18 protein-coding genes are annotated in these 18,887 nt (G+C 67.5%); 11 read left to right on the forward strand and 7 right to left on the reverse strand.

The window, feature by feature from the left end; all coding sequences use genetic code 11:
• Nucleotides 1-43 precede the first annotated feature (43 nt).
• The 6 genes from ABQF30_RS25155 (at nucleotide 44) to proB (ending at nucleotide 6,878) form a co-directional block, all read left to right on the forward strand.
• The gene (locus ABQF30_RS25155) at nucleotides 44-3,040 is read left to right on the forward strand and encodes a ribonuclease E (RefSeq protein WP_448468951.1); all 2,997 of its coding nucleotides are present in this window, start codon (nucleotides 44-46) and stop codon (nucleotides 3,038-3,040) included.
• 3 nt (nucleotides 3,041-3,043) lie between these two features.
• On the forward strand, nucleotides 3,044-3,466 hold the full coding sequence (locus tag ABQF30_RS25160; RefSeq protein WP_448468953.1) for a PPOX class F420-dependent oxidoreductase: 423 nt from the start codon (nucleotides 3,044-3,046) through the stop codon (nucleotides 3,464-3,466).
• A gap of 163 nt (nucleotides 3,467-3,629) precedes the next feature.
• Nucleotides 3,630-3,941, forward strand: coding sequence for a 50S ribosomal protein L21 (rplU, locus tag ABQF30_RS25165; RefSeq protein WP_003879728.1), 312 nt, complete (start codon nucleotides 3,630-3,632; stop codon nucleotides 3,939-3,941).
• 15 nt (nucleotides 3,942-3,956) lie between these two features.
• Nucleotides 3,957-4,223, forward strand: coding sequence for a 50S ribosomal protein L27 (gene rpmA / locus ABQF30_RS25170; RefSeq protein WP_448468955.1), 267 nt, complete (start codon nucleotides 3,957-3,959; stop codon nucleotides 4,221-4,223).
• A 91-nt stretch (nucleotides 4,224-4,314) separates the two neighbouring features.
• A complete protein-coding gene (obgE, locus tag ABQF30_RS25175; protein ID WP_448468957.1) occupies nucleotides 4,315-5,754 on the forward strand; it encodes a GTPase ObgE in 1,440 nt (479 codons plus the stop codon).
• Complete coding sequence (gene proB / locus ABQF30_RS25180) at nucleotides 5,751-6,878, forward strand: glutamate 5-kinase (protein ID WP_448468959.1); 1,128 nt, start codon at nucleotides 5,751-5,753, stop codon at nucleotides 6,876-6,878. The genes obgE and proB overlap by 4 nt, the downstream gene beginning before the upstream one ends.
• A gap of 14 nt (nucleotides 6,879-6,892) precedes the next feature.
• Here the strand turns inward: proB and ABQF30_RS25185 are convergent, their stop codons facing one another.
• Complete coding sequence (locus ABQF30_RS25185) at nucleotides 6,893-7,753, reverse strand: NAD-dependent protein deacetylase (protein WP_448468961.1); 861 nt, start codon at nucleotides 7,751-7,753, stop codon at nucleotides 6,893-6,895.
• A gap of 118 nt (nucleotides 7,754-7,871) precedes the next feature.
• On the opposite strand from ABQF30_RS25185, the gene ABQF30_RS25190 reads away from it, so the two are divergent.
• From ABQF30_RS25190 to ABQF30_RS25200, 3 genes are all read left to right on the forward strand, one after another.
• The gene (locus ABQF30_RS25190; protein ID WP_448468963.1) at nucleotides 7,872-9,461 is read left to right on the forward strand and encodes a hypothetical protein; all 1,590 of its coding nucleotides are present in this window, start codon (nucleotides 7,872-7,874) and stop codon (nucleotides 9,459-9,461) included.
• A gap of 124 nt (nucleotides 9,462-9,585) precedes the next feature.
• Nucleotides 9,586-10,635: a glucose 1-dehydrogenase gene (locus ABQF30_RS25195; RefSeq protein ID WP_448468965.1), complete on the forward strand. Its 1,050-nt coding sequence runs from the start codon at nucleotides 9,586-9,588 to the stop codon at nucleotides 10,633-10,635.
• A complete protein-coding gene (locus ABQF30_RS25200) occupies nucleotides 10,632-11,570 on the forward strand; it encodes a phosphotransferase family protein (protein WP_448468967.1) in 939 nt (312 codons plus the stop codon). Before ABQF30_RS25195 ends, ABQF30_RS25200 begins: the two co-directional genes overlap by 4 nt.
• A gap of 3 nt (nucleotides 11,571-11,573) precedes the next feature.
• Here ABQF30_RS25200 and ABQF30_RS25205 read toward each other — a convergent pair whose 3' ends face one another.
• Nucleotides 11,574-12,113 carry a cysteine hydrolase family protein gene (locus ABQF30_RS25205; RefSeq protein ID WP_448468969.1) on the reverse strand — a complete coding sequence of 180 codons (540 nt, stop codon included), beginning with the start codon at nucleotides 12,111-12,113 and terminating at the stop codon, nucleotides 11,574-11,576.
• Nucleotides 12,114-12,169: 56 nt separating this feature from the next.
• On the opposite strand from ABQF30_RS25205, the gene ABQF30_RS25210 reads away from it, so the two are divergent.
• Nucleotides 12,170-14,212, forward strand: a complete 2,043-nt coding sequence (locus tag ABQF30_RS25210) for an NAD(+) synthase (RefSeq protein WP_448468971.1) — start codon at nucleotides 12,170-12,172, stop codon at nucleotides 14,210-14,212.
• Nucleotides 14,213-14,224: 12 nt separating this feature from the next.
• Here the strand turns inward: ABQF30_RS25210 and ABQF30_RS25215 are convergent, their stop codons facing one another.
• Genes ABQF30_RS25215 through ABQF30_RS25235 form a run of 5 tightly spaced genes read right to left on the reverse strand, consistent with a single transcriptional unit; the run spans nucleotide 14,225 to nucleotide 17,548 of the window.
• Nucleotides 14,225-14,830, reverse strand: coding sequence for a methyltransferase family protein (locus tag ABQF30_RS25215; protein ID WP_448468973.1), 606 nt, complete (start codon nucleotides 14,828-14,830; stop codon nucleotides 14,225-14,227).
• Between the two features lie 14 nt (nucleotides 14,831-14,844).
• Nucleotides 14,845-15,447, reverse strand: coding sequence for a cation efflux transmembrane domain-containing protein (locus ABQF30_RS25220; protein WP_448468975.1), 603 nt, complete (start codon nucleotides 15,445-15,447; stop codon nucleotides 14,845-14,847).
• Nucleotides 15,447-15,776, reverse strand: a complete 330-nt coding sequence (locus ABQF30_RS25225) for an ArsR/SmtB family transcription factor (RefSeq protein WP_448468977.1) — start codon at nucleotides 15,774-15,776, stop codon at nucleotides 15,447-15,449. The genes ABQF30_RS25220 and ABQF30_RS25225 overlap by 1 nt, the downstream gene beginning before the upstream one ends.
• A 53-nt stretch (nucleotides 15,777-15,829) precedes the next feature.
• On the reverse strand, nucleotides 15,830-16,642 hold the full coding sequence (locus ABQF30_RS25230) for an enoyl-CoA hydratase/isomerase family protein (protein ID WP_448468979.1): 813 nt from the start codon (nucleotides 16,640-16,642) through the stop codon (nucleotides 15,830-15,832).
• Nucleotides 16,643-16,687: 45 nt separating this feature from the next.
• Complete coding sequence (locus ABQF30_RS25235) at nucleotides 16,688-17,548, reverse strand: ribokinase (RefSeq protein WP_448468981.1); 861 nt, start codon at nucleotides 17,546-17,548, stop codon at nucleotides 16,688-16,690.
• A gap of 71 nt (nucleotides 17,549-17,619) precedes the next feature.
• Here ABQF30_RS25235 and ABQF30_RS25240 point away from each other — a divergent pair, with 71 nt between their 5' ends.
• Complete coding sequence (locus tag ABQF30_RS25240; RefSeq protein ID WP_448468983.1) at nucleotides 17,620-18,885, forward strand: glutamate-5-semialdehyde dehydrogenase; 1,266 nt, start codon at nucleotides 17,620-17,622, stop codon at nucleotides 18,883-18,885.
• Nucleotides 18,886-18,887: the final 2 nt, after the last annotated feature.

Genomic DNA, 18,887 nt, shown 5'->3' on the forward strand with positions numbered 1-18,887 from the left:
TGGCCGCGTCGAAACGACGCGCCCGGGGGCTTGAGGAGAATTCGTGGCCGAAGATGCCCATACCCAAGACCTATCAACCCAGACTCCGCAGGACGGACTCCCAGAGCGGCTGAGAGTCCATTCGCTCGCGAGGGTGCTCGGTACCACCAGCCGGCGGGTGCTCGACGCACTCGCCGAGTTCGATGGACGCCAGCGCAGTGCGCACTCCACCGTCGACAAAGTCGATGCCGAACGGGTCCGTGACGCCCTGGCCGTCGAACCCGTCGAACCCGTCGAACCGGTCGCCGAGCCCGTGCAGGTCGCATCGGTCACTGTCTCGATGACCGAAAGTGCTCCGGTGCCGCCGGTCGACGAACCGGCCGACAAGGGCGATCAGCCCGCTGAAGTCGAAGCGCAAGCGCAAGCCGAACCTGAGTCTGAGTCCGCAGCGGCGGTGTCGCGCGAGGCCGCTCTGGTGGGCGATGAGCCGGAGTCTCGGCTGATCCTGGAGACCGCCAACATTCCCCCGGCACGCGAAGTCACCATCGAGCGGGCCGATTATCTGCCGCTGTTCGTCGCGCCCCAGCCCGTCATGTTCGCTCCGGTCGAAGCCATCGACGATGAGGACGACGACGAGGACAGCGAGTCCGGCACCGACACCGACACCGACACCGACGATGAGCAGGGCGACAAGCCTGCCGCACGCCGCCGGCGTCGCGGCCGCCGTGGCCGTGGCAGGGGCCGGGGCGAGCAGAGCGACGACAACGCCGAATCCGATGGCGACATCGACGAGGACGAGGCCGGCGACCAGGATTCCGGTGACGAATCCGAGGACTCGGATGAGTCCGGCGACGAGGACTCGGGCACCGAAGGCGGCACCCGCAGGCGTCGCCGCCGCCGCAGGCGCAAGGCCGGCTCGGGCGACGGCGACGACGGCACGACGGTCTCGCCTGACGATCCGCCCAACACTGTCGTCCACGAGCGCGCACCGCGCTCGGACCGGTCCGACAAGGCCGACAAGTCCACCGGCGACGACCAGATCCAAGGCATCAGTGGGTCGACCCGGCTGGAGGCCAAGCGGCAGCGCCGGCGCGACGGGCGCGACGCGGGCCGTCGTCGTCCACCGATCCTGAGCGAAGCCGAGTTCCTGGCGCGCCGGGAAGCTGTCGAGCGCACGATGATCGTGCGGGACAAGGTGCGCGCGGAGCCGCCGCACGAAGGTGCCCGGTACACCCAGATCGCCGTTCTCGAGGACGGCGTCGTCGTCGAGCACTTCGTGACGTCGGCGGCCCAGACCTCGCTGGTCGGCAACATCTACCTCGGCATCGTGCAGAATGTGCTGCCCTCGATGGAGGCGGCGTTCGTCGACATCGGTCGCGGCCGCAACGGTGTGCTCTACGCAGGCGAGGTGAACTGGGAGGCCGCAGGCCTCGGCGGTGCACAGCGCAAGATCGAACAGGCACTCAAGCCCGGCGACTACGTCGTCGTCCAGGTCAGCAAGGACCCGGTCGGGCACAAGGGTGCCCGGCTCACCACACAGGTGTCGTTGGCCGGCCGCTACCTGGTCTATGTGCCCGGGGCATCGTCGACCGGAATCAGCCGCAAGCTGCCGGATACCGAGCGCCAGCGCCTCAAGGAGATCCTGCGCGAGGTCGTTCCCTCCGACGCCGGTGTGATCATCAGGACGGCGTCAGAAGGCGTCAAGGAAGAAGACATCCGGTCCGACGTCAACCGGCTTCAACAGCGCTGGACCGAAATCGAGGCCAAAGCCGCCGAGATCACCGCGAAGAAGGCCGGTGCGGCCGTCGCGCTCTACGAAGAGCCCGATGTGCTGGTGAAGGTCATTCGCGACCTGTTCAATGAGGACTTCTCGACCCTGATCGTGTCCGGTGACGACGCGTGGGACACGATCACCAAGTACGTGGACACCGTCGCACCCGACTTGATGGGGAGGCTGACCAAGTACGAACCCGCGGGCGGCTCCGAAGGGCCCGACGTCTTCGCCGTGCATCGCATCGAGGAACAGCTCGCCAAGGCCATGGACCGCAAGGTGTGGCTGCCTTCGGGCGGAACCCTTGTCATCGACCGCACAGAGGCGATGACCGTCGTCGACGTCAACACCGGCAAGTTCACCGGTTCGGGCGGCAACCTCGAACAGACCGTCACGCGCAACAACCTCGAAGCCGCCGAGGAGATCGTGCGGCAACTGCGGCTGCGCGATATCGGCGGCATCATCGTCATCGACTTCATCGACATGGTGCTGGAATCGAACCGCGACCTGGTGCTACGCCGGCTGACCGAGGCCCTGGGCCGTGACCGTACCCGCCACCAGGTGTCTGAGGTGACCTCGCTCGGGTTGGTCCAGCTGACCCGCAAGCGATTGGGAACCGGCCTGGTCGAGGCGTTCTCGACGTCGTGCTCGCATTGTGCCGGCCGCGGCATCGTGCTGCACGGTGACCCCGTCGACTCCGCGTCGGCGAGCACTGGCCGCAAGGCCGACTCCAGCGGCGGCGGACGCCGCGGCAAGCGGGGCAAGAAGGGCAACGCCCGCCCCGAAGAGGTTCACGTGGCCAAGGTGCCCGATCACACACCAGGCGAACATCCGATGTTCAGGGCGATGGCGGCGGCCAACGGCCGTCACGACGAGGACGGCGACGAGGACACCACCGCGCAGGAGGTCCTCGAGTCCGAAGGCGACGACGAGCAGGTCGCGGCGGCCGGACACCGGGAGCCTGAAAACGGTCGTGCGCCTACCGACGACGAGTTCGAAGACAGCGAAGACGAGGACACCGACGAGGATTCCGACGATGACTCGGACAGTGACGAGTCCGAGGAAGAGATCGACCTCGACGACGATGATGACGAGGATGACCTCGACGAGGACATCGAAGTGATCAACGACTCAGACGACTCGGACGACGAGGACTCGGACGACGACTCCGACGACGAGGACTCCGACGACGAACCGGCGGTCGCGATCTACCAGCCGCCGGTGGCGCGGGGTCGCGTACGCCGGCGCGCCGCAGCGCGTCCTGCCGGGCCGCCCGCACACGAGGGCTGACCGGTGGCGTTCACCGACGAGGAGATCGCCTACCTGCGGTCGCAGCCGTTGGGCCGGTTGGCGACGGTGAACGCCGATGGGCAGCCTGATGCGGTGCCGGTCGCCTATGAGGTCGACACCGCGGCAGACGGCGTTTTCTTCTGGGTGGGCGGCGTCGGAGCCGAGGTGCTGCGTACCCGCAAATTCGTCAATATCGGCGACGGCCGGACCAAGGTGTCGCTGGTGATCGACGACCTGGTGTCGATGGAGCCGTTCGTTGCCCGCGCCATGCGCATCTACGGCGACGCTGAGCCGCCGGTCGAACGCGTCGGCATGGTGGGACCCGGCTGGTACGCGCGGATCACCCCGCGCGTGGCGTGGAGCTGGAATCTGGCCGGGGAACCGGCAGGTGAACAGCCCTACGGCGCGCGACGCACCGCACATTAGGGCCGGTTTGACCCTTTACCCGCTGGTCACGTACCCTTGACCAGTTGTCGTCAGTGCCTGTAGTTGGCAGGCCGGCGACGGCGGGGCACCCCGCCACCCAAGACCCGCGCACGCACCGTCCCGGTAGCGCGCGCGCCCGCAGAGCAGCAGAGCAGAGGACACGATGGCGACATACGCAATCGTCAAGACCGGCGGCAAGCAGTACAAGGTTGCCGCAGGCGACGTGGTGAAGGTTGAGAAGCTCGACGCCGAACCCGGCGCGTCGGTATCGCTGCCCGTTGCCCTGGTGGTCGACGGCGCAAACGTGACCAGCAAGGCCGACGACCTGGCCAAGGTCGCCGTGACCGGCGAGGTGCTGGAGCACACCAAGGGTCCCAAGATCCGCATTCACAAGTTCAAGAACAAGACCGGCTATCACAAGCGCCAGGGGCATCGTCAGCAGCTGACCGTGCTCAAGGTCACCGGAATCAAGTAGCAAGGGAGCGAACCAATGGCACACAAGAAGGGCGCTTCCAGCTCACGAAACGGCCGCGACTCAAACGCCCAGCGGCTCGGCGTCAAGCGCTTCGGCGGCCAGGTCGTCAAGGCTGGCGAGATCATCGTCCGCCAGCGCGGCACTCACTTCCACCCCGGCGTCAACGTCGGTCGTGGCGGCGACGACACCCTGTTCGCCACCGCACCCGGTGCTGTCGAGTTCGGCCTCAAGCGCGGACGCAAACTGGTGAACATCGTCCCAGTTCCGCGCCCGGAGGCGTAAGACTTCGAGGACCCCGCCCGCGAATGTGAAGCAGCTGCGAGTTCTCGATGGAACTTCGCGATAGCTTCACATTCGACGGAAAGGATGTCCGATGTCCCGGTTCGTCGACCGCGTCATCATCCACGCGCGAGCTGGCAACGGCGGCAACGGCTGCGCGTCAGTACACCGCGAGAAGTTCAAACCACTCGGCGGTCCTGACGGCGGCAACGGCGGTCGCGGCGGCAGTATCGTGTTCGTCGTCGACCCGCAGGTGCACACCCTGCTCGACTTCCACTTTCATCCGCATGTCGTGGCCCCGTCGGGCAAGCCGGGCGCGGGCAACAACCGTGAGGGTGCTGCGGGCGCCGATCTGGAAGTCCGGGTGCCCGACGGCACTGTCGTGTTGGACGAACAAGGCCGGATGCTCGCCGATCTGGTGGGCGCGGGTACCCGATTCGAGGCCGCGGCCGGTGGTCGTGGCGGCCTCGGCAATGCCGCGCTGGCGTCTCGGGCCCGTAAGGCACCCGGTTTCGCGCTGCTGGGTGAGCAGGGCCAGGTTCGCGATCTCACGCTCGAGCTCAAGACCGTCGCCGATGTCGGGCTGATCGGTTTTCCGTCCGCCGGGAAATCATCACTCGTCTCCGTCATCTCGGCCGCCAAGCCCAAAATCGCCGACTACCCGTTCACCACGCTGGTGCCGAATCTCGGTGTGGTGTCAGCGGGAGACCATACGTTCACCGTCGCCGACGTCCCCGGCCTGATCCCCGGCGCATCCGAAGGGCGCGGTCTCGGGCTGGAGTTCCTGCGTCACCTCGAGCGTTGCGCGGTGCTCGTGCACGTAGTCGACTGCGCGACCATGGATCCCGGACGCGACCCGATCTCCGATATCGAAGCACTGGAAGCTGAACTCGCGGCCTACACCCCGACCCTGCAAGGCGATTCGACGCTGGGCGATCTGGCCTCGCGACCGCGGGCGGTGGTGCTCAACAAGATCGATGTCCCAGACGCGCGGGAGCTTGCCGACTTCGTTCGCGACGAGGTGGCTCGCCGTTTCGGCTGGCCCGTGTTCGAGGTGTCGACAGTAGCCCGCGATGGACTGCGCCCGTTGACCTTTGCGCTGTGGGAGATGGTGAAGAGCTATCGGGACAGCCAACCCGCGGTGGTTCCGCGGCGCCCGGTGATCCGGCCGATCCCCGTCGACGAGAGCGGCTTCACCGTCGAATCCGACGGGCAGGGCGGCTTCGTGGTGCGCGGTAGGCGGCCGGAACGCTGGATCGCCCAGACGAACTTCGAGAACGACGAGGCGGTCGGCTACCTCGCCGACCGGTTGGCCCGCTTGGGCGTCGAGGATGAGTTGCTGAAGCTGGGAGCCAAGCCCGGCTGCGCCGTCACGATCGGCGACATGACGTTCGACTGGGAGCCACAGACCCCGGCCGGGATCGACGTGCCACTCACCGGACGCGGCACCGATGTTCGACTCGAGCAGACCGACCGGGTCGCCGCCGACGAGCGTAAGGCCGCACGGAAGGCACGCCGGGAGAGCAGCGAATGAGCGTCCAGTCCGGCGCATCGGCACCCTCGGAGCACAGGGAGGCTGTGCGGACCGCGCGCAGCGTCGTCGTCAAGATCGGTACCACCGCGCTGACAACCCCGTCCGGCGTGTTCGACGTGAGCCGCCTGGCCACGCTGGCCGAGGCCATCGAGGGCCGCATGAAGGCCGGCTCGGACGTGGTGATCGTGTCTTCCGGCGCGATCGCCGCAGGCATCGAACCGCTGCGCCTGTCCAAGCGTCCGACCGATCTGGCCACCAAGCAGGCCGCGGCGAGCGTCGGGCAGGTTGCCCTGGTCAATGCGTGGAGCGCAGCCTTCGCGTCATACAACCGCACCGTCGGCCAGGTGCTGCTGACCGCCCACGACATCTCGATGCGGGTGCAGCACAACAACGCCCAGCGCACGCTGGACCGGCTGCGCGCACTGCATGCGGTGGCGATCGTGAACGAGAACGACACGGTGGCCACCAACGAGATCCGGTTCGGCGACAACGACCGGCTGTCCGCGCTGGTGGCGCAGCTCGTCGGTGCCGACGCGCTGATCCTGTTGTCCGATATCGACGGGCTCTACGACTCAGATCCACGAAAAGGTAACGCCCGCTTCATTCCCGAGGTGGCCGCAGCCGGCGACCTCGACGGCGTGGTGGCCGGCCGGGGCAGCCATCTCGGCACCGGCGGCATGGCGTCGAAGTTGTCCTCGGCCCTGCTGGCCGCCGACGCCGGCGTGCCGGTACTGCTGGCCGCGGCGGCCGACGCGGCAGCCGCGCTCGAAGACGCATCAGTGGGCACGGTGTTCGCGCCGCGGCCCGAACGGATGTCAGCGCGCCGGTTCTGGGTGCGCTATGCCGCGGAGTCGGCGGGGGCGCTGATCCTGGACGACGGTGCGGTGCGCGCGGTCGTCAAGCAGCGTCGGTCGCTGCTGCCGGCCGGGATCACCGAGGTGACCGGACGTTTCCACGGCGGTGACGTGGTCGACCTGCGTGCCCTTGACGGGCGGACGGTCGCCCGCGGCGTGGTGGCCTACGAAGCGGCCGAACTCGCGTCGATGATCGGCCGCTCGACGCCGGATCTGCCTGCCGAGATGCGCCGGCCCGCGGTGCACGCCGACGATCTGGTCGCCACCTAGCGATTTGGGCGCATCTACCGGCGGTGAGCGCCGGTGGATGCACACAAATCGCCGGGTTTTGTGAGCTCACCGGCGAGCAGGGTCAGCATTTCGGAGCAGCCGGCCTCGACTTTCACGGTGGCGTCCTCGTCGCCGCGGGTAGAGCCGCGGTTGATGATCGCGACGGGAATGCCGCGCGCCACCGCGTGCCGCACGAACCGGTAGCCCGAGTACACGGTCAGCGAGGACCCCGCCACCAACAAGGCCTGGGTGTCGGCGAACAAGGAAAAAGCTTGCTCTACACGGTCTTTCGGCACACTCTCGCCGAAGTACACGATGTCGGGCTTGAGCATCCCGCCACAGGCCGGGCAATCCACGATCACAAATGACGCGGTGTCGCTCACCACCGCGTCGGCGTCAGGCGCGACGGCGATGCCCCCGACGGCTTCGGCCCGTTCGATGAAACCAGGATTGGCGGCTTCCAGCAGGTCCGCGAGCCGACCTCGCGACATGGTGTCTCCGCAATCCAGGCACACCACCTGCGCGTAGCTGCCATGCAGATCGACCACATTGCGACTGCCCGCCTTCGTGTGGAGCAGGTCCACGTTCTGGGTGATCAACCCCGTCACCACACCCGAGGATTCCAGCGCAGCCAGCGCACGGTGCCCCGCATTGGGCATGGTGTGATCCATGTGTCGCCAGCCGACGTGGTTACGGGCCCAGTAGCGTTGCCGGAACACCGGATCGGCAGTGAACTGCCGGATGGTCATCGGATTACTGGGCGGGGAGTCCGGGCCTCGGTAGTCGGGGATGCCCGAGTCGGTCGACATACCCGCGCCGGTCAGCACGACGATGCGGCGACCGCCCAGCAGGGCGACAAGTTCGGGAGCGTCCACCCTTTCGAGGGTAGGCAACTGTTGGTCGTTCAGTGAGCGGTAGTGATCGATACTGCGTGTTAGTGAGCGGGGTCGGCGCGACGATCAGCTTGTCGGTGGTGGCTGTGAGTATGTGGGCGTGGCCAAGCGGCGGTTGTTGCGGCGGGTCGCTGATCCGGTGGTGGCGGCGGCCCCGGCGGGGGTGCGGATCCGGACCCGGATCCATCCGACTGTCGATGAGGCAGCGGCGTTGACCGCGATCGGCGAGTTGTTGGGGTCGGTGTATCGCGGTGAGTTGGCGACGCGGATCGCGCTGGGCCAGTTGGATCCTCAAGGTCATGCGGTGTGGCGGGCCGGACGCAAGCAGGCGTTGACGGCGGTGTCGTCGTCGCGGTGGGCCGGGGCGATCACCCGCGCGGTCGAGGATCAGTATCAGTTGGGGATGCGGGGGCTTGCCGCCCAGGTTGCTGATCTGCGGGCCGCGGTCGAGGTGCTCGAGGCGCGCTGTGCGCTGCGGCCGGGACAGCTCGCACCCGCCACCGACGGCGAGGGGCCTGCTGGGCGGGGGCGGTTGCGGCGGGTGCGCGGGTATCGCAGCGCCGCGGAACGGTTCGCCAAGACCCGCCGCCTGGCCATCCTGAAAACACGGCTCGCCATAGCTGAGGCGGCATTGGCGGCGGGGCGGCCGTCGGTCACCGTGGGTGGAAAGCGGTTGTTGCGTCACCGCAACCATCTCGATGCCGCCGGGTTGACAGAAGAACAGTGGCGGGCGCAGTGGGATGCCGCGCGGATGTTTCTGACCGCCGACGGTGAGTCCGGCAAACCGGGTGGCAATGAGACCATCCGTGTCGACGAGCACGGACACCTGCGTGTCAAAGTGCCCGCAGCGCTCGTCGAGCGGTTCGGAACCCACCTCACGGTCGGCGCGCCGGTGGCGTTTCACCACGGTGCCGAGCAGTGGGCGGAGCGGGTGGCTGGGCGGCGGGCGGTGCGCTACGACATCAGCTATGACCCGCGCCGTGACCGCTGGTATCTGGACGCGTCCTGGAAAACCGCGCCTGATTCGGCACCCGGGATTGACGAGTTGCGGGCCGGGCCGGTGCTCGGGGTGGACCTCAACGCCGATCATCTGGCGTGTTGTGTGCTCGACGCGTCGGGTAACCCGATCGGGGAGCCCGTCACCATCGGGGTCGAGACCGCGGGTTTGCGGGCGTCGCGGCGCGATGGGCGGGTCCGCGCGGCCATCACCGTCTTGCTGGATCTGGCTGTCCGGCACAACTGCGCTGCCGTCGTGGTGGAGAATCTGGATTTCGCCGACGCCCGGGCGACCGGCCGCGAAACGCTGGGCCGCGGAAAGCGTGGGAATCGGTTGCGCCGCACCGTCGCCGGGTTCCCCACCGCCAGATTCCGGACCCGCCTGGTCGGTATGGCCACCCGCCGCGGCATCGGGGTGATCGGGGTGGACCCGGCCTACACCAGCCGCTGGGGCGCTAGGCACTGGCGCACACCGTTACAGCAGCAGACTTCCGATCCGGCTACCGTGACTGGTCATCATGGGGCGGCGGTCGCGATCGGTAGACGTGGACTCGGCGTGGCGATCAGGCGTCGGCCGGCAGGACCCCGCACCCGACAGCGGACGGGTGCGGGCACTCCACCGGCCAGGCCTGAGCACCCCCCGGGAACCACACGACGGTGCCGTAGTCCCGGCTCACCGCCACGCCCACCATGAGGCGCGGCGGTCCACCGGACAACCCCCACCGCCAGCGGCCAACACCGTTCGGGCCGCACAGGACACACTCCTGCTCACTAACCAGGAACGGTAGAGCGGCCGTCAAAGCGGTTACCCAGAGCGCATGCGCGCACTCACCGTGAAACCCGGCCAAGCCGGATCTGTGGAGATCCGCGACGTGCCCGATCCCGTCCCGCAAACCGGTGAATTGCTGGTCGAGGGCATCGCGCTCGGCGTCTGCGGCACGGATCGGGAGATCGCCGATGGCGAATACGGGTGGTCGCCACCGGGCGCCGAGCGACTGATACTCGGACACGAAGCACTGGGTCGGGTTCGCCAGGCGCCCGAGGGCAGTGACTTCGCGGTCGGCGATCTGGTCGCTCCGGTGGTGCGCCGGCCCGATCCGGAGCCGTGCGGAGCGTGTGCCCGCAGCGAGTTCGACATGTGCCGCAACGGCCGCTACACCGAACGCGGCATCAAGGAACTCGACGGGTATGGTAGTCAATTATGGGCGGTGCCAACTGATTACGCGGTACTCATCAATGCTTCGCTGCAACGGGTCGGGGTGCTGACCGAACCCGCTTCGGTATTGGCCAAGGCCTGGGACCAGGTCGACCGGGTTGGTGCCCGCAGCTGGTTCGAACCGCACACCGTACTGGTGACCGGCGCTGGGCCGATCGGGCTGCTGGCCGCCCTCGTGGGTGTGCAGCGTGGACTGGAGGTGCACGTGCTCGACCGGGTCACCGAAGGCGTGAAACCCGACCTGGTATCGGACCTGGGCGCCACCTACCACCACGAGGACATCGACACGGTGGCCGGCGAGTTGCAGCCCGACATCGTGATCGAGGCCACCGGGGCGGCCGCCGTAGTGTTCGGTGTGCTGCAGCAGACCAGCAGCTACGGCATCACCTGCCTGACCGGCGTATCGCCGTCGGGACGCCACATCCAGGTCGACGCCGGTGCGGTGAACCGGGAGATCGTGTTGGAGAACGACGTGGTGATCGGATCGGTGAACGCCAACCTGCGCCACTATCGTCAGGCCGCCGACATCCTGGCGGCTGCCGACTCCGGTTGGCTGGAGCGACTGATCACGCGGCGGCTGCCGCTGGAGGAGGCCGTCAGTGCGTTTGACGGTGACGGCAGCGACGTGAAGGTAGTGATCGACCTCCAGTGACCGCCAATCCGATGACGCCCGACGACCTGGCTGACCGCAGTGCGCGGGCCGCTCAGGCGGCGCTTGACGCCGGTCGAGCACTGGGAGTCGAGGCCGACCGAGCCACGGTGCTGCATGACGCCTTCTCGGTCGTCGTTCATCTCGAACCGGCTCCGGTGGTCGCACGGATCCAAGTGGTGCTGCCGACAGGGATCACACCTCATACTCAGGCCGCACGGCAACAGCGCGAACTCGACGTGGTGGCCTGGTTGCACCGCGAGGGCGTCGTCGCAGTGGTGCCGCCGGCCCCGCAGGTGCCCCGGTCGCCGGTGCGCCGCGACGGGTTCGGAATGACATTCTGGGAATTGGCCGATGTCGCCGAGGACCACGAGCCGTATGCCGCAGTCGACATGTCGTACAGCGCGGCTCTGCACGAGGCGCTGGGCGCATACCACGGGCAGCTGCCATTCCTCGCTCCGTTCAACGCCGGGGTTGGTGACATGCTCGATTCGCTCGACGCCTCTGGAGGACTGCACGCGGCAGATGTCGCCCGGGCCAGGGCCGAATATGCGCGGCTGCGGTCAGTGTTGGCAGACCGTGCCGCGTTCGAGGCCAGATATCCCGGTGTGACCGCCCAGCCCATCCACGGGGATGGGCCGTCGCACAACGTTATTCGGACGACCAATGGCGTCGTGTTCTCGGATTTCGAGGACGTCACCTGTGGGCCGGTCGAGTGGGATCTCGCGTTGGTCGGCCCGGCGGAGGTCGCCGAATACGACGAAGCGGCTCGGGCACACGGACTTCGGACCACCGATCCTGCAGTGCTGGAACTCATGAACGCCGCCCGAATGTTGCAGATGATCAGTTGCCTTGCGCTGGTGCCCCAGCTGCCTGTTCTCGCCGAGGGTTTGGCGCCGCTGGTCGAATCCTGGCGCGCTGCTCCGTCAACTGCCTGAAGCTCAACGCAGGCAGTCGGCCGCCGGCAGGATCTCGGCGCTCATGTTTCGCTGCATCATCCGTAACGCCGCATCGCCCAAGGTCGGGTCGATGTGGGCCACCGCGTCGGAAGCCACCGTTACATCGAAAAGCCGTACGTATGCGTCGAGTGCGCTGTAGAGGATGCACTGCTCGGTGACCTGGCCGACCAGCACCACGCGTTCGGTTCCCAGTCGGCCCAACAGGTACTCCAGCGCCGTGGCGTAGAAGACGCTGTGCCGGACCTTCGTCAGCAGGAGGCAGCCGGTGTCGGGGACGATCGGGCGGACAAGATCCGGCCGCTCACCGTCAAGCGCCGACTCCACGATGTCGCTGAACTGTGCAGTGAAGTCGCCGTAGTTGTCATTGACGTAAATCAGGTCGACGTCTTCGCGCTCGCGGGCCGCACCGATCAGCTTGACCAGCGGATCGATGATCTCGGCGACGTTGGGCGTCAACTTTTCGGCATCCTCGTGGTCGTAGCAGTTCATCATGTCCACGACCACGACAGCGGTATCGCTCATCAACTGTTGGTACCCCGTCACCGGATCTTGACACTTCGCGGGCGACAATAGGGGTGATGGACTTCTACTCGGCCTACCACCACGGTTTCGCGCGGGTTGCCGCCTGCACCCACCACACTGCACTGGCGGATCCGCCGGCCAATGCCGAATCGGTGCTGAGACTGGCCGAAGCCTGCCACGACGATGGTGTCGCAGTCGCGGTGTTTCCCGAACTCACGCTGTCCGGGTATTCGATCGAGGACATCCTGATGCAGGACGCCCTGCTGGAGTCCGTCGAAGAGGCACTCATCGAAATCGTCGCCGCCTCGGCCGTGCTCGCGCCGGTGCTCGTGGTCGGCGCCCCGGTGCGCCATCGGCACCGGATCTACAACACGGCAGTCGTGATCCACCGGGGTGCGGTGCTCGGGGTCGCCCCGAAGTCGTATCTGCCGACCTATCGGGAGTTCTACGAGCGCAGGCAGATGGCGGCGGGCGACGAGGTGCGCGGCACGGTCCGGGTCGCAGGTGCCGACGCGCCGTTCGGGCCGGATCTGCTGTTCGTGGCGTCCGATCTTCCCGGCTTCGTACTGCACGTCGAGATCTGTGAGGACATGTTCGTGCCCGTTCCGCCGAGCGCGCAGGCCGCGCTGGCCGGTGCGACGGTGCTGGCCAACCTCTCTGGCAGCCCGATCACCGTTGGACGCGCGGAGGATCGGAGTCTGCTGGCCCGGTCGGCATCGTCACGGTGTCTGGCTGCGTACGTGTATGCCGCCGCCGGTGAGGGGGAGTCGACCACCGATCTGGCGTGGGACGGGCAGACCATGATCTGGGAGAACGGCGTGCTGCTCGCCGAGAGCGAGCGCTTCCCACGCGGTGAACGACGCGCGGTCGCCGATGTCGATCTGGAATTGCTGCGTGCCGAGCGGTTGCGGATGGGCACCTTCGATGACAATGCCAGACACCACCGGGCCGACGCGGATTCCTTCCGCCGGGTGGAGTTTCAACTCGATCCGCCGACGGGCGATATCGGGTTGTTGCGCGAGATCGAGCGGTTCCCGTTCGTGCCATCGAATCCGGAACGGCTGCAACAGGATTGCTACGAGGCGTACAACATCCAGGTGGCGGGTCTGGAGCAGCGGCTGCGGGCGCTGAACTTCCCGAAGGTGGTCATCGGCGTATCGGGTGGCTTGGATTCCACGCATGCGCTGATCGTCGCGGCGCGTGCGATGGACCGCGAAGAACGCCCGCGTAGCGACATTCTCGCGTTCACGCTGCCGGGTTTCGCCACCGGGGACCGCACCAAGAACAACGCGATCCGGCTGGCGCAGGCCCTTGGTGTGACGTTCGAAGAGATCGACATCAAGGCGACCGCCGAACTGATGCTCACCGAAATGGACCATCCGTTCGGCCGCGGCGAGAAGGTCTACGACGTCACGTTCGAGAACGTGCAGGCCGGACTGCGCACCGACTACCTGTTCCGGCTCGCCAACCAGCGCGGCGGCATCGTGCTCGGCACCGGTGATCTGTCCGAGCTTGCACTGGGCTGGTCGACCTACGGGGTCGGCGACCAGATGTCCCATTACAACGTCAACGGCGGAGTGCCGAAAACCCTTATCCAGCACCTGATCCGGTGGGTCATCTCGTCCGGCCAGTTCGGGGATGACGTGAACGAGGTGCTGCAGTCTGTGCTGGACACCGAAATCACCCCTGAACTGATCCCCACCGGCGAGGACGAGGAGATCCAGAGCAGCGAGGCCAAAATCGGACCTTATGTGCTGCAGGACTTTTCGCTGTTCCAGGTGCTGCGCTACGGGTTCCGGCCGTCGAAGGTGGCCTTCCTGGCCTGGCATGCCTGGCACGACGCAGCCCACGGCGACTGGCCCGTCGGCTACCCCGAAGACAAGCGACCGACGTACTCTCTCAAAGAGATCCGGCACTGGCTGCAGGTGTTCGCGCAGCGGTTCTATTCATTCGCACAGTTCAAACGCTCGGCAATGCCGAACGGGCCCAAGGTTTCGCACGGCGGCGCGCTCTCGCCCCGCGGCGACTGGCGGGCACCGTCGGACATGTCGGCGAGAATCTGGCTCGACGAGATCGAGCGCGAGGTTCCGGAGCGCTAGCTGTCAGTACACCTAGCGCTTGAGTCCCATACCCGGCAGGAACCGGCCGACTTGGGCGAGATAGTCGCGGTAGGTATCACCGTGTGCTGACAGCAGGTACGGCTCTTCAACCACTCGGACCTGCATCTCGATCGTCGCAGTCAGCAGGGCAAAACCGATGATCGCCACCAGATTCGGTGTCACCAGGGCGATGCCGAGTCCGAAGATCAGCATGGCGGTGAAGATCGGGTTGCGGACCCGGCCGAACGCGCCGGTGTGCACCAGCGTGGTGCTTTCGGTGGGGTCGACGCCGATGCGCCATGAATCGCCCATGTCGATCTGCGCGTAGACCGTCCCGGCGATGCCGACGACGGCGAGCGCGATGCCGGTGAACTGAATCCAGTTGCCGTGCAGGAGACTCAGCGGCGACACCACCCCGACCAGTTGCAGCACCGGTGCGAGCACGGTGGCGACGATGGCGCCGACGAACCCGGCTCCGGCGAACCACTCCGCGGATCCGACGCGTCCGCTGACCCCTTTGAAACCGGTCGATCCGGTGCGACGCCATTGATGCCAACTACGCCAGCCAAAACCGAGCAGGGCGAAGACGGCAGACAGTGCGAGCGCGATGACGGGCATCTCGATTCCCCTCCCTAGCAGCACGGGTCGCCGCGCCAGGCGTTGATGCCTTCGCGGACCGCCAGTGCGGCGATCACCAGGGCAGCGACCCCGTCGGCCCAAGCCCATCCGAACAGCGCGTTCAGCAGTAGACCGACCAGTAGTGCGGCGGACAGATACGTGCACAGCAGGGTCTGTTTGGAATCGGCGAACGCCGAGCGCGAACCCAACTCACGCGCGGTGCGGCGCTGAGTCAGGGAGAGCACGGGCATGATGATCAGGCTGGCGGTGGCAAGCACGATGCCGACGAGCGAATGCCGGGCTTCGCCCACGCCGAACAGCGACATGGTCGCGTCGACGGTGACGTAGGCGGCCAGGGCGAAGAACGAGAACGCGATGAGCCGCAGCGCCGTCCGCTCGCGGGTTTCGGGATCCTTGGCGGCGAACTGCCACGCCACCACCGCCGCTGATGACACCTCGACCGCGGAATCCAGGCCGAATCCGATCAGGGCTGACGACGACACCCGGGCACCCTCGGCGAGTGCGATCACCGCCTCGATCACGTTGTAGGTGATGGTGGCGGCAACCAGCCAGCGGATTCGGCGGGCCAGCACGTCCTGTCGCGTCGTCGTGGGCATCAGCAGCAGTCCTCTGTCTCGGCTGCCGGGCAGCACGCCGGGTCGACGGTCAACACCAGGCCGACCAGATCGTCGAGGGCGTGGGCGATGCGGCGGTCGGTCAGTTCGTACCGGTTACGCCGGCCCTCCGGTTGGGCGACAACCAGCCCGCAGCCGCGTAGGCAGGCCAGGTGATTGGACAGGATCTGCCGGGATACCCCGATCGCCTCGGCCAGGTCGGACGGGTAGCTCGGCCCGTCGCGCAGCATGAGCAGGATGCGCGCCCGCGTCGGATCGGACAGTGCACAGCCGAACCTGGACAGTGCGTCGCTGCTGATCGCCGTCTGCATAACTCCAGACGGTACATCTGAAACTGAATTCAGGGAAGGGTGAACTAACGCGCCTAGAGCCGGCCGTTGGCTCGAAGCTCGGGGTGCACCCAGTCCGGCGAGCGCCGTTCCTTGAAGGAGCGGAAGCCCTCGACGGCCTCGGCACCGCTGTAGCTGGCCTTCATCCCGATCCGGTCGTACAGGCCGAGATAGTTGTCCAAGCTGGACTTCACCACACCGCGTGCGCCGGGTGCGGTGCGGCAGCACTGACTCAGCACTTCGCGGGCCGCGTCGAACACTTCGTCGTGCGGCACCACGCGCGCGACCATGCCCCAGTCGACGGCCTCCTCGGCGCTGAGCGTGCGCCCGGTGAACATCAGATCGCGCGTTCGCACGGGCCCGATCAGCCTCGCCAGCATCTGGCTGTAGTAGGTGTCGGCGATACCGCGGTACAACTCGGGGACGCGGAATGTGGCGCGGTCGCTGACCACCGCCATATCGCTGCACATCGCGATCTGCAGACCGCCACCCTGACACAACCCGTTGACCGCACTCACCACCGGTTTGACTGATTGCCGCAGGATTTCGAACGGCGTCACATCCATCGAGAGCGCCGCGCCGAAGCTCATCCAATCGTCGACACCGTCGCCGCCGCCGAGATCACCGCCGGGTGCGAACACGTCTCCGGTGCCGGTGATCAGCAGGCCTGCCAGGTCCGGATCGGCCTCGACGTGGGTGACCGCATAGCGGATGCCGAAGTACATCGCCGGCGTCATGGCGTTGCGGGCCTCGGGGCGGTCCAGCGTGACGACGCCGAACGGCCCCTGCCGGTCGAACTTGAGATAGGGCGTGCCGAGCCAGTCGCCCTCGGGCGGTCGCGGTGTCATAGCTCGCGACTATAACGGCAACGGTATCGGCTTCAGTTGGGTGCGTCAGTTCGTCAGCACAGCGTCGATGTCGGCCTCTGTAGGCGCACAGTTGCCGGCCCCGCGCACGAGCGTCGCCAGGGCACCGGCCGCGCATGCCCGCCGCAGCGCATGCTCGTACCCGGTGAGCCAGCCGGCGGCCAGAACGCCCGCGAACACGTCACCGGCGCCCGCGGTGTCCACCGCCCGCACCGCCGGTGAGGGCACATCGAACCGTTCGCCGTCGCCCAGATAGCTCGCCCCCCGCGGACCACGGGTGATCACCAGATGCGCGACCGGCCAATGCCAGTCGGCAGCTTCGGTCTCGTTGACCACCACCACGTCGGCCAGTTCCGAGAGTGCGAGCAGGTGGTGCGCGGCGGTACCGCCCGGTGAGGCGTTGAGCATGACGACCGCTCCGGCCGCGCGGGCCAACCGAGCCGCGGCGATGGCAGTCGGTGCGGGGATCTCGAGCTGCAGCAGTACCACGTCGGCCGCGGCGACCGCGGCACGGGCGGGCGGTGAGTCCACTGTCAGCTGCGAGTTCGAACCCGGAGCCACCACAATGCTGTTCTCGCCGGCGGCATCGACGACGATGACCGCCGATCCGCTCGGGCCGGGCAGGCCGACCACCGCTGCCTGGTCCACGTCGTTAGCCCGCAGGTGGGCGCGCAGCGAGTCGGCAGCGCTGTCTTCGCCGACCGCGGCCACCAAGGCGACGCAGCCGCCGGCGCGCGCTGCGGCGACCGCTTGATTGCCACCCTTTCCGCCCGGTGCCGAGGACAGTGACGACGCGAGCACGGTCTGGCCCGGACGCGGCAGGCTGTCGACGGAGAACGTGAGGTCGGCGTTGATACTTCCGACGACGCACACCCGCGCAGCGGCCATAGCCGACAACCTAATCCAGCCCGGGCCTGACGCGTGTCGAAGCCCTTCAACAGGTCCGATACGCTGGCTAGATGAGTGTCCAGACCCCGTCGATGACGGCTGCGGCACCGCAGCCCGACCTGCGTGAACAGGTGCACGCCGCCGCCCGGCGGGCTCGCGTGGCCGCCCGCACCCTTGGCACGCTGAGCGCCGCGACGAAGAACAGTGCCCTGCACGCCGCTGCGGACAGTGTGCTCGCGCATGTCCATGACGTGCTGGCGGCCAACGCGGCCGATCTTGACGCCGCCCGCGCTGCCGGCACCCCCGAGGCGATGCTCGATCGCCTCGCGCTCACCCCGCAACGCGTCGACGGCATCGCCGCCGGCCTGCGCCAGGTTGCCGGCCTGCCCGATCCGGTAGGGGAGGTGCTGCGCGGCAGCACGCTCCCCAACGGCCTGCAACTGCGCCAGCAGCGGGTGCCGCTCGGTGTGGTGGGCATGGTCTACGAGGGCCGGCCCAATGTGACCGTCGACGCCTTCGGCTTGACGCTGAAGTCCGGCAACGCGGCGCTGCTGCGCGGCAGTTCGTCGGCGGCCCGGTCCAATCAGGCGCTGGTGGAGGCGCTGCGGTCGGCGCTGGCGGCTGAGGGTCTGCCGATTGATGCCGTGCAACTACTGCCGAGCCAGGACCGCGCAAGCGTCACCCATCTGATCCAGGCCCGAGGCCTGGTCGACGTGGTGATACCACGCGGCGGAGCGGGGCTCATCGATGCGGTGGTGCGCGATGCGCAGGTGCCGACGATCGAAACCGGTGTCGGCAATTGTCATGTCTACGTTCACGAATCGGCCGATCTCGACCTCGCCGAGAAGATTCTGTTGAACTCCAAGACGCGGCGGCCCAGCGTGTGCAACGCCGCCGAGACGCTGCTCGTGGACCGTGCGGTGGCCGAGACTGCGCTGCCACGGCTGACCGCGGCATTGGGGGATGCCGGGGTAACCGTGCATGCCGACCCCAGCGAGGAGGAACTGCACGCCGAGTTCCTCTCGATGGACATCGCCGTCGCGGTGGTCGACGGGCTCGACGCGGCCATCGCGCACGTCAACGAGTACGGCACCGGCCACACCGAGGCCATCGTCACAACGGATCTCGCTGCCGCGCAACGCTTTACCGAACGGGTGGACGCTGCAGCGGTGATGGTCAACGCCTCCACCGCGTTCACCGACGGTGAGCAGTTCGGCTTCGGCGCCGAGATCGGCATCTCCACCCAGAAACTGCATGCCCGTGGGCCGATGGGCTTGTCCGAACTGACATCAACCAAGTGGATCGTGTGGGGCGACGGCCAAACCCGCCCGGCCTGAGA

The organism is Mycolicibacterium sp. XJ870, from assembly GCF_053483975.1.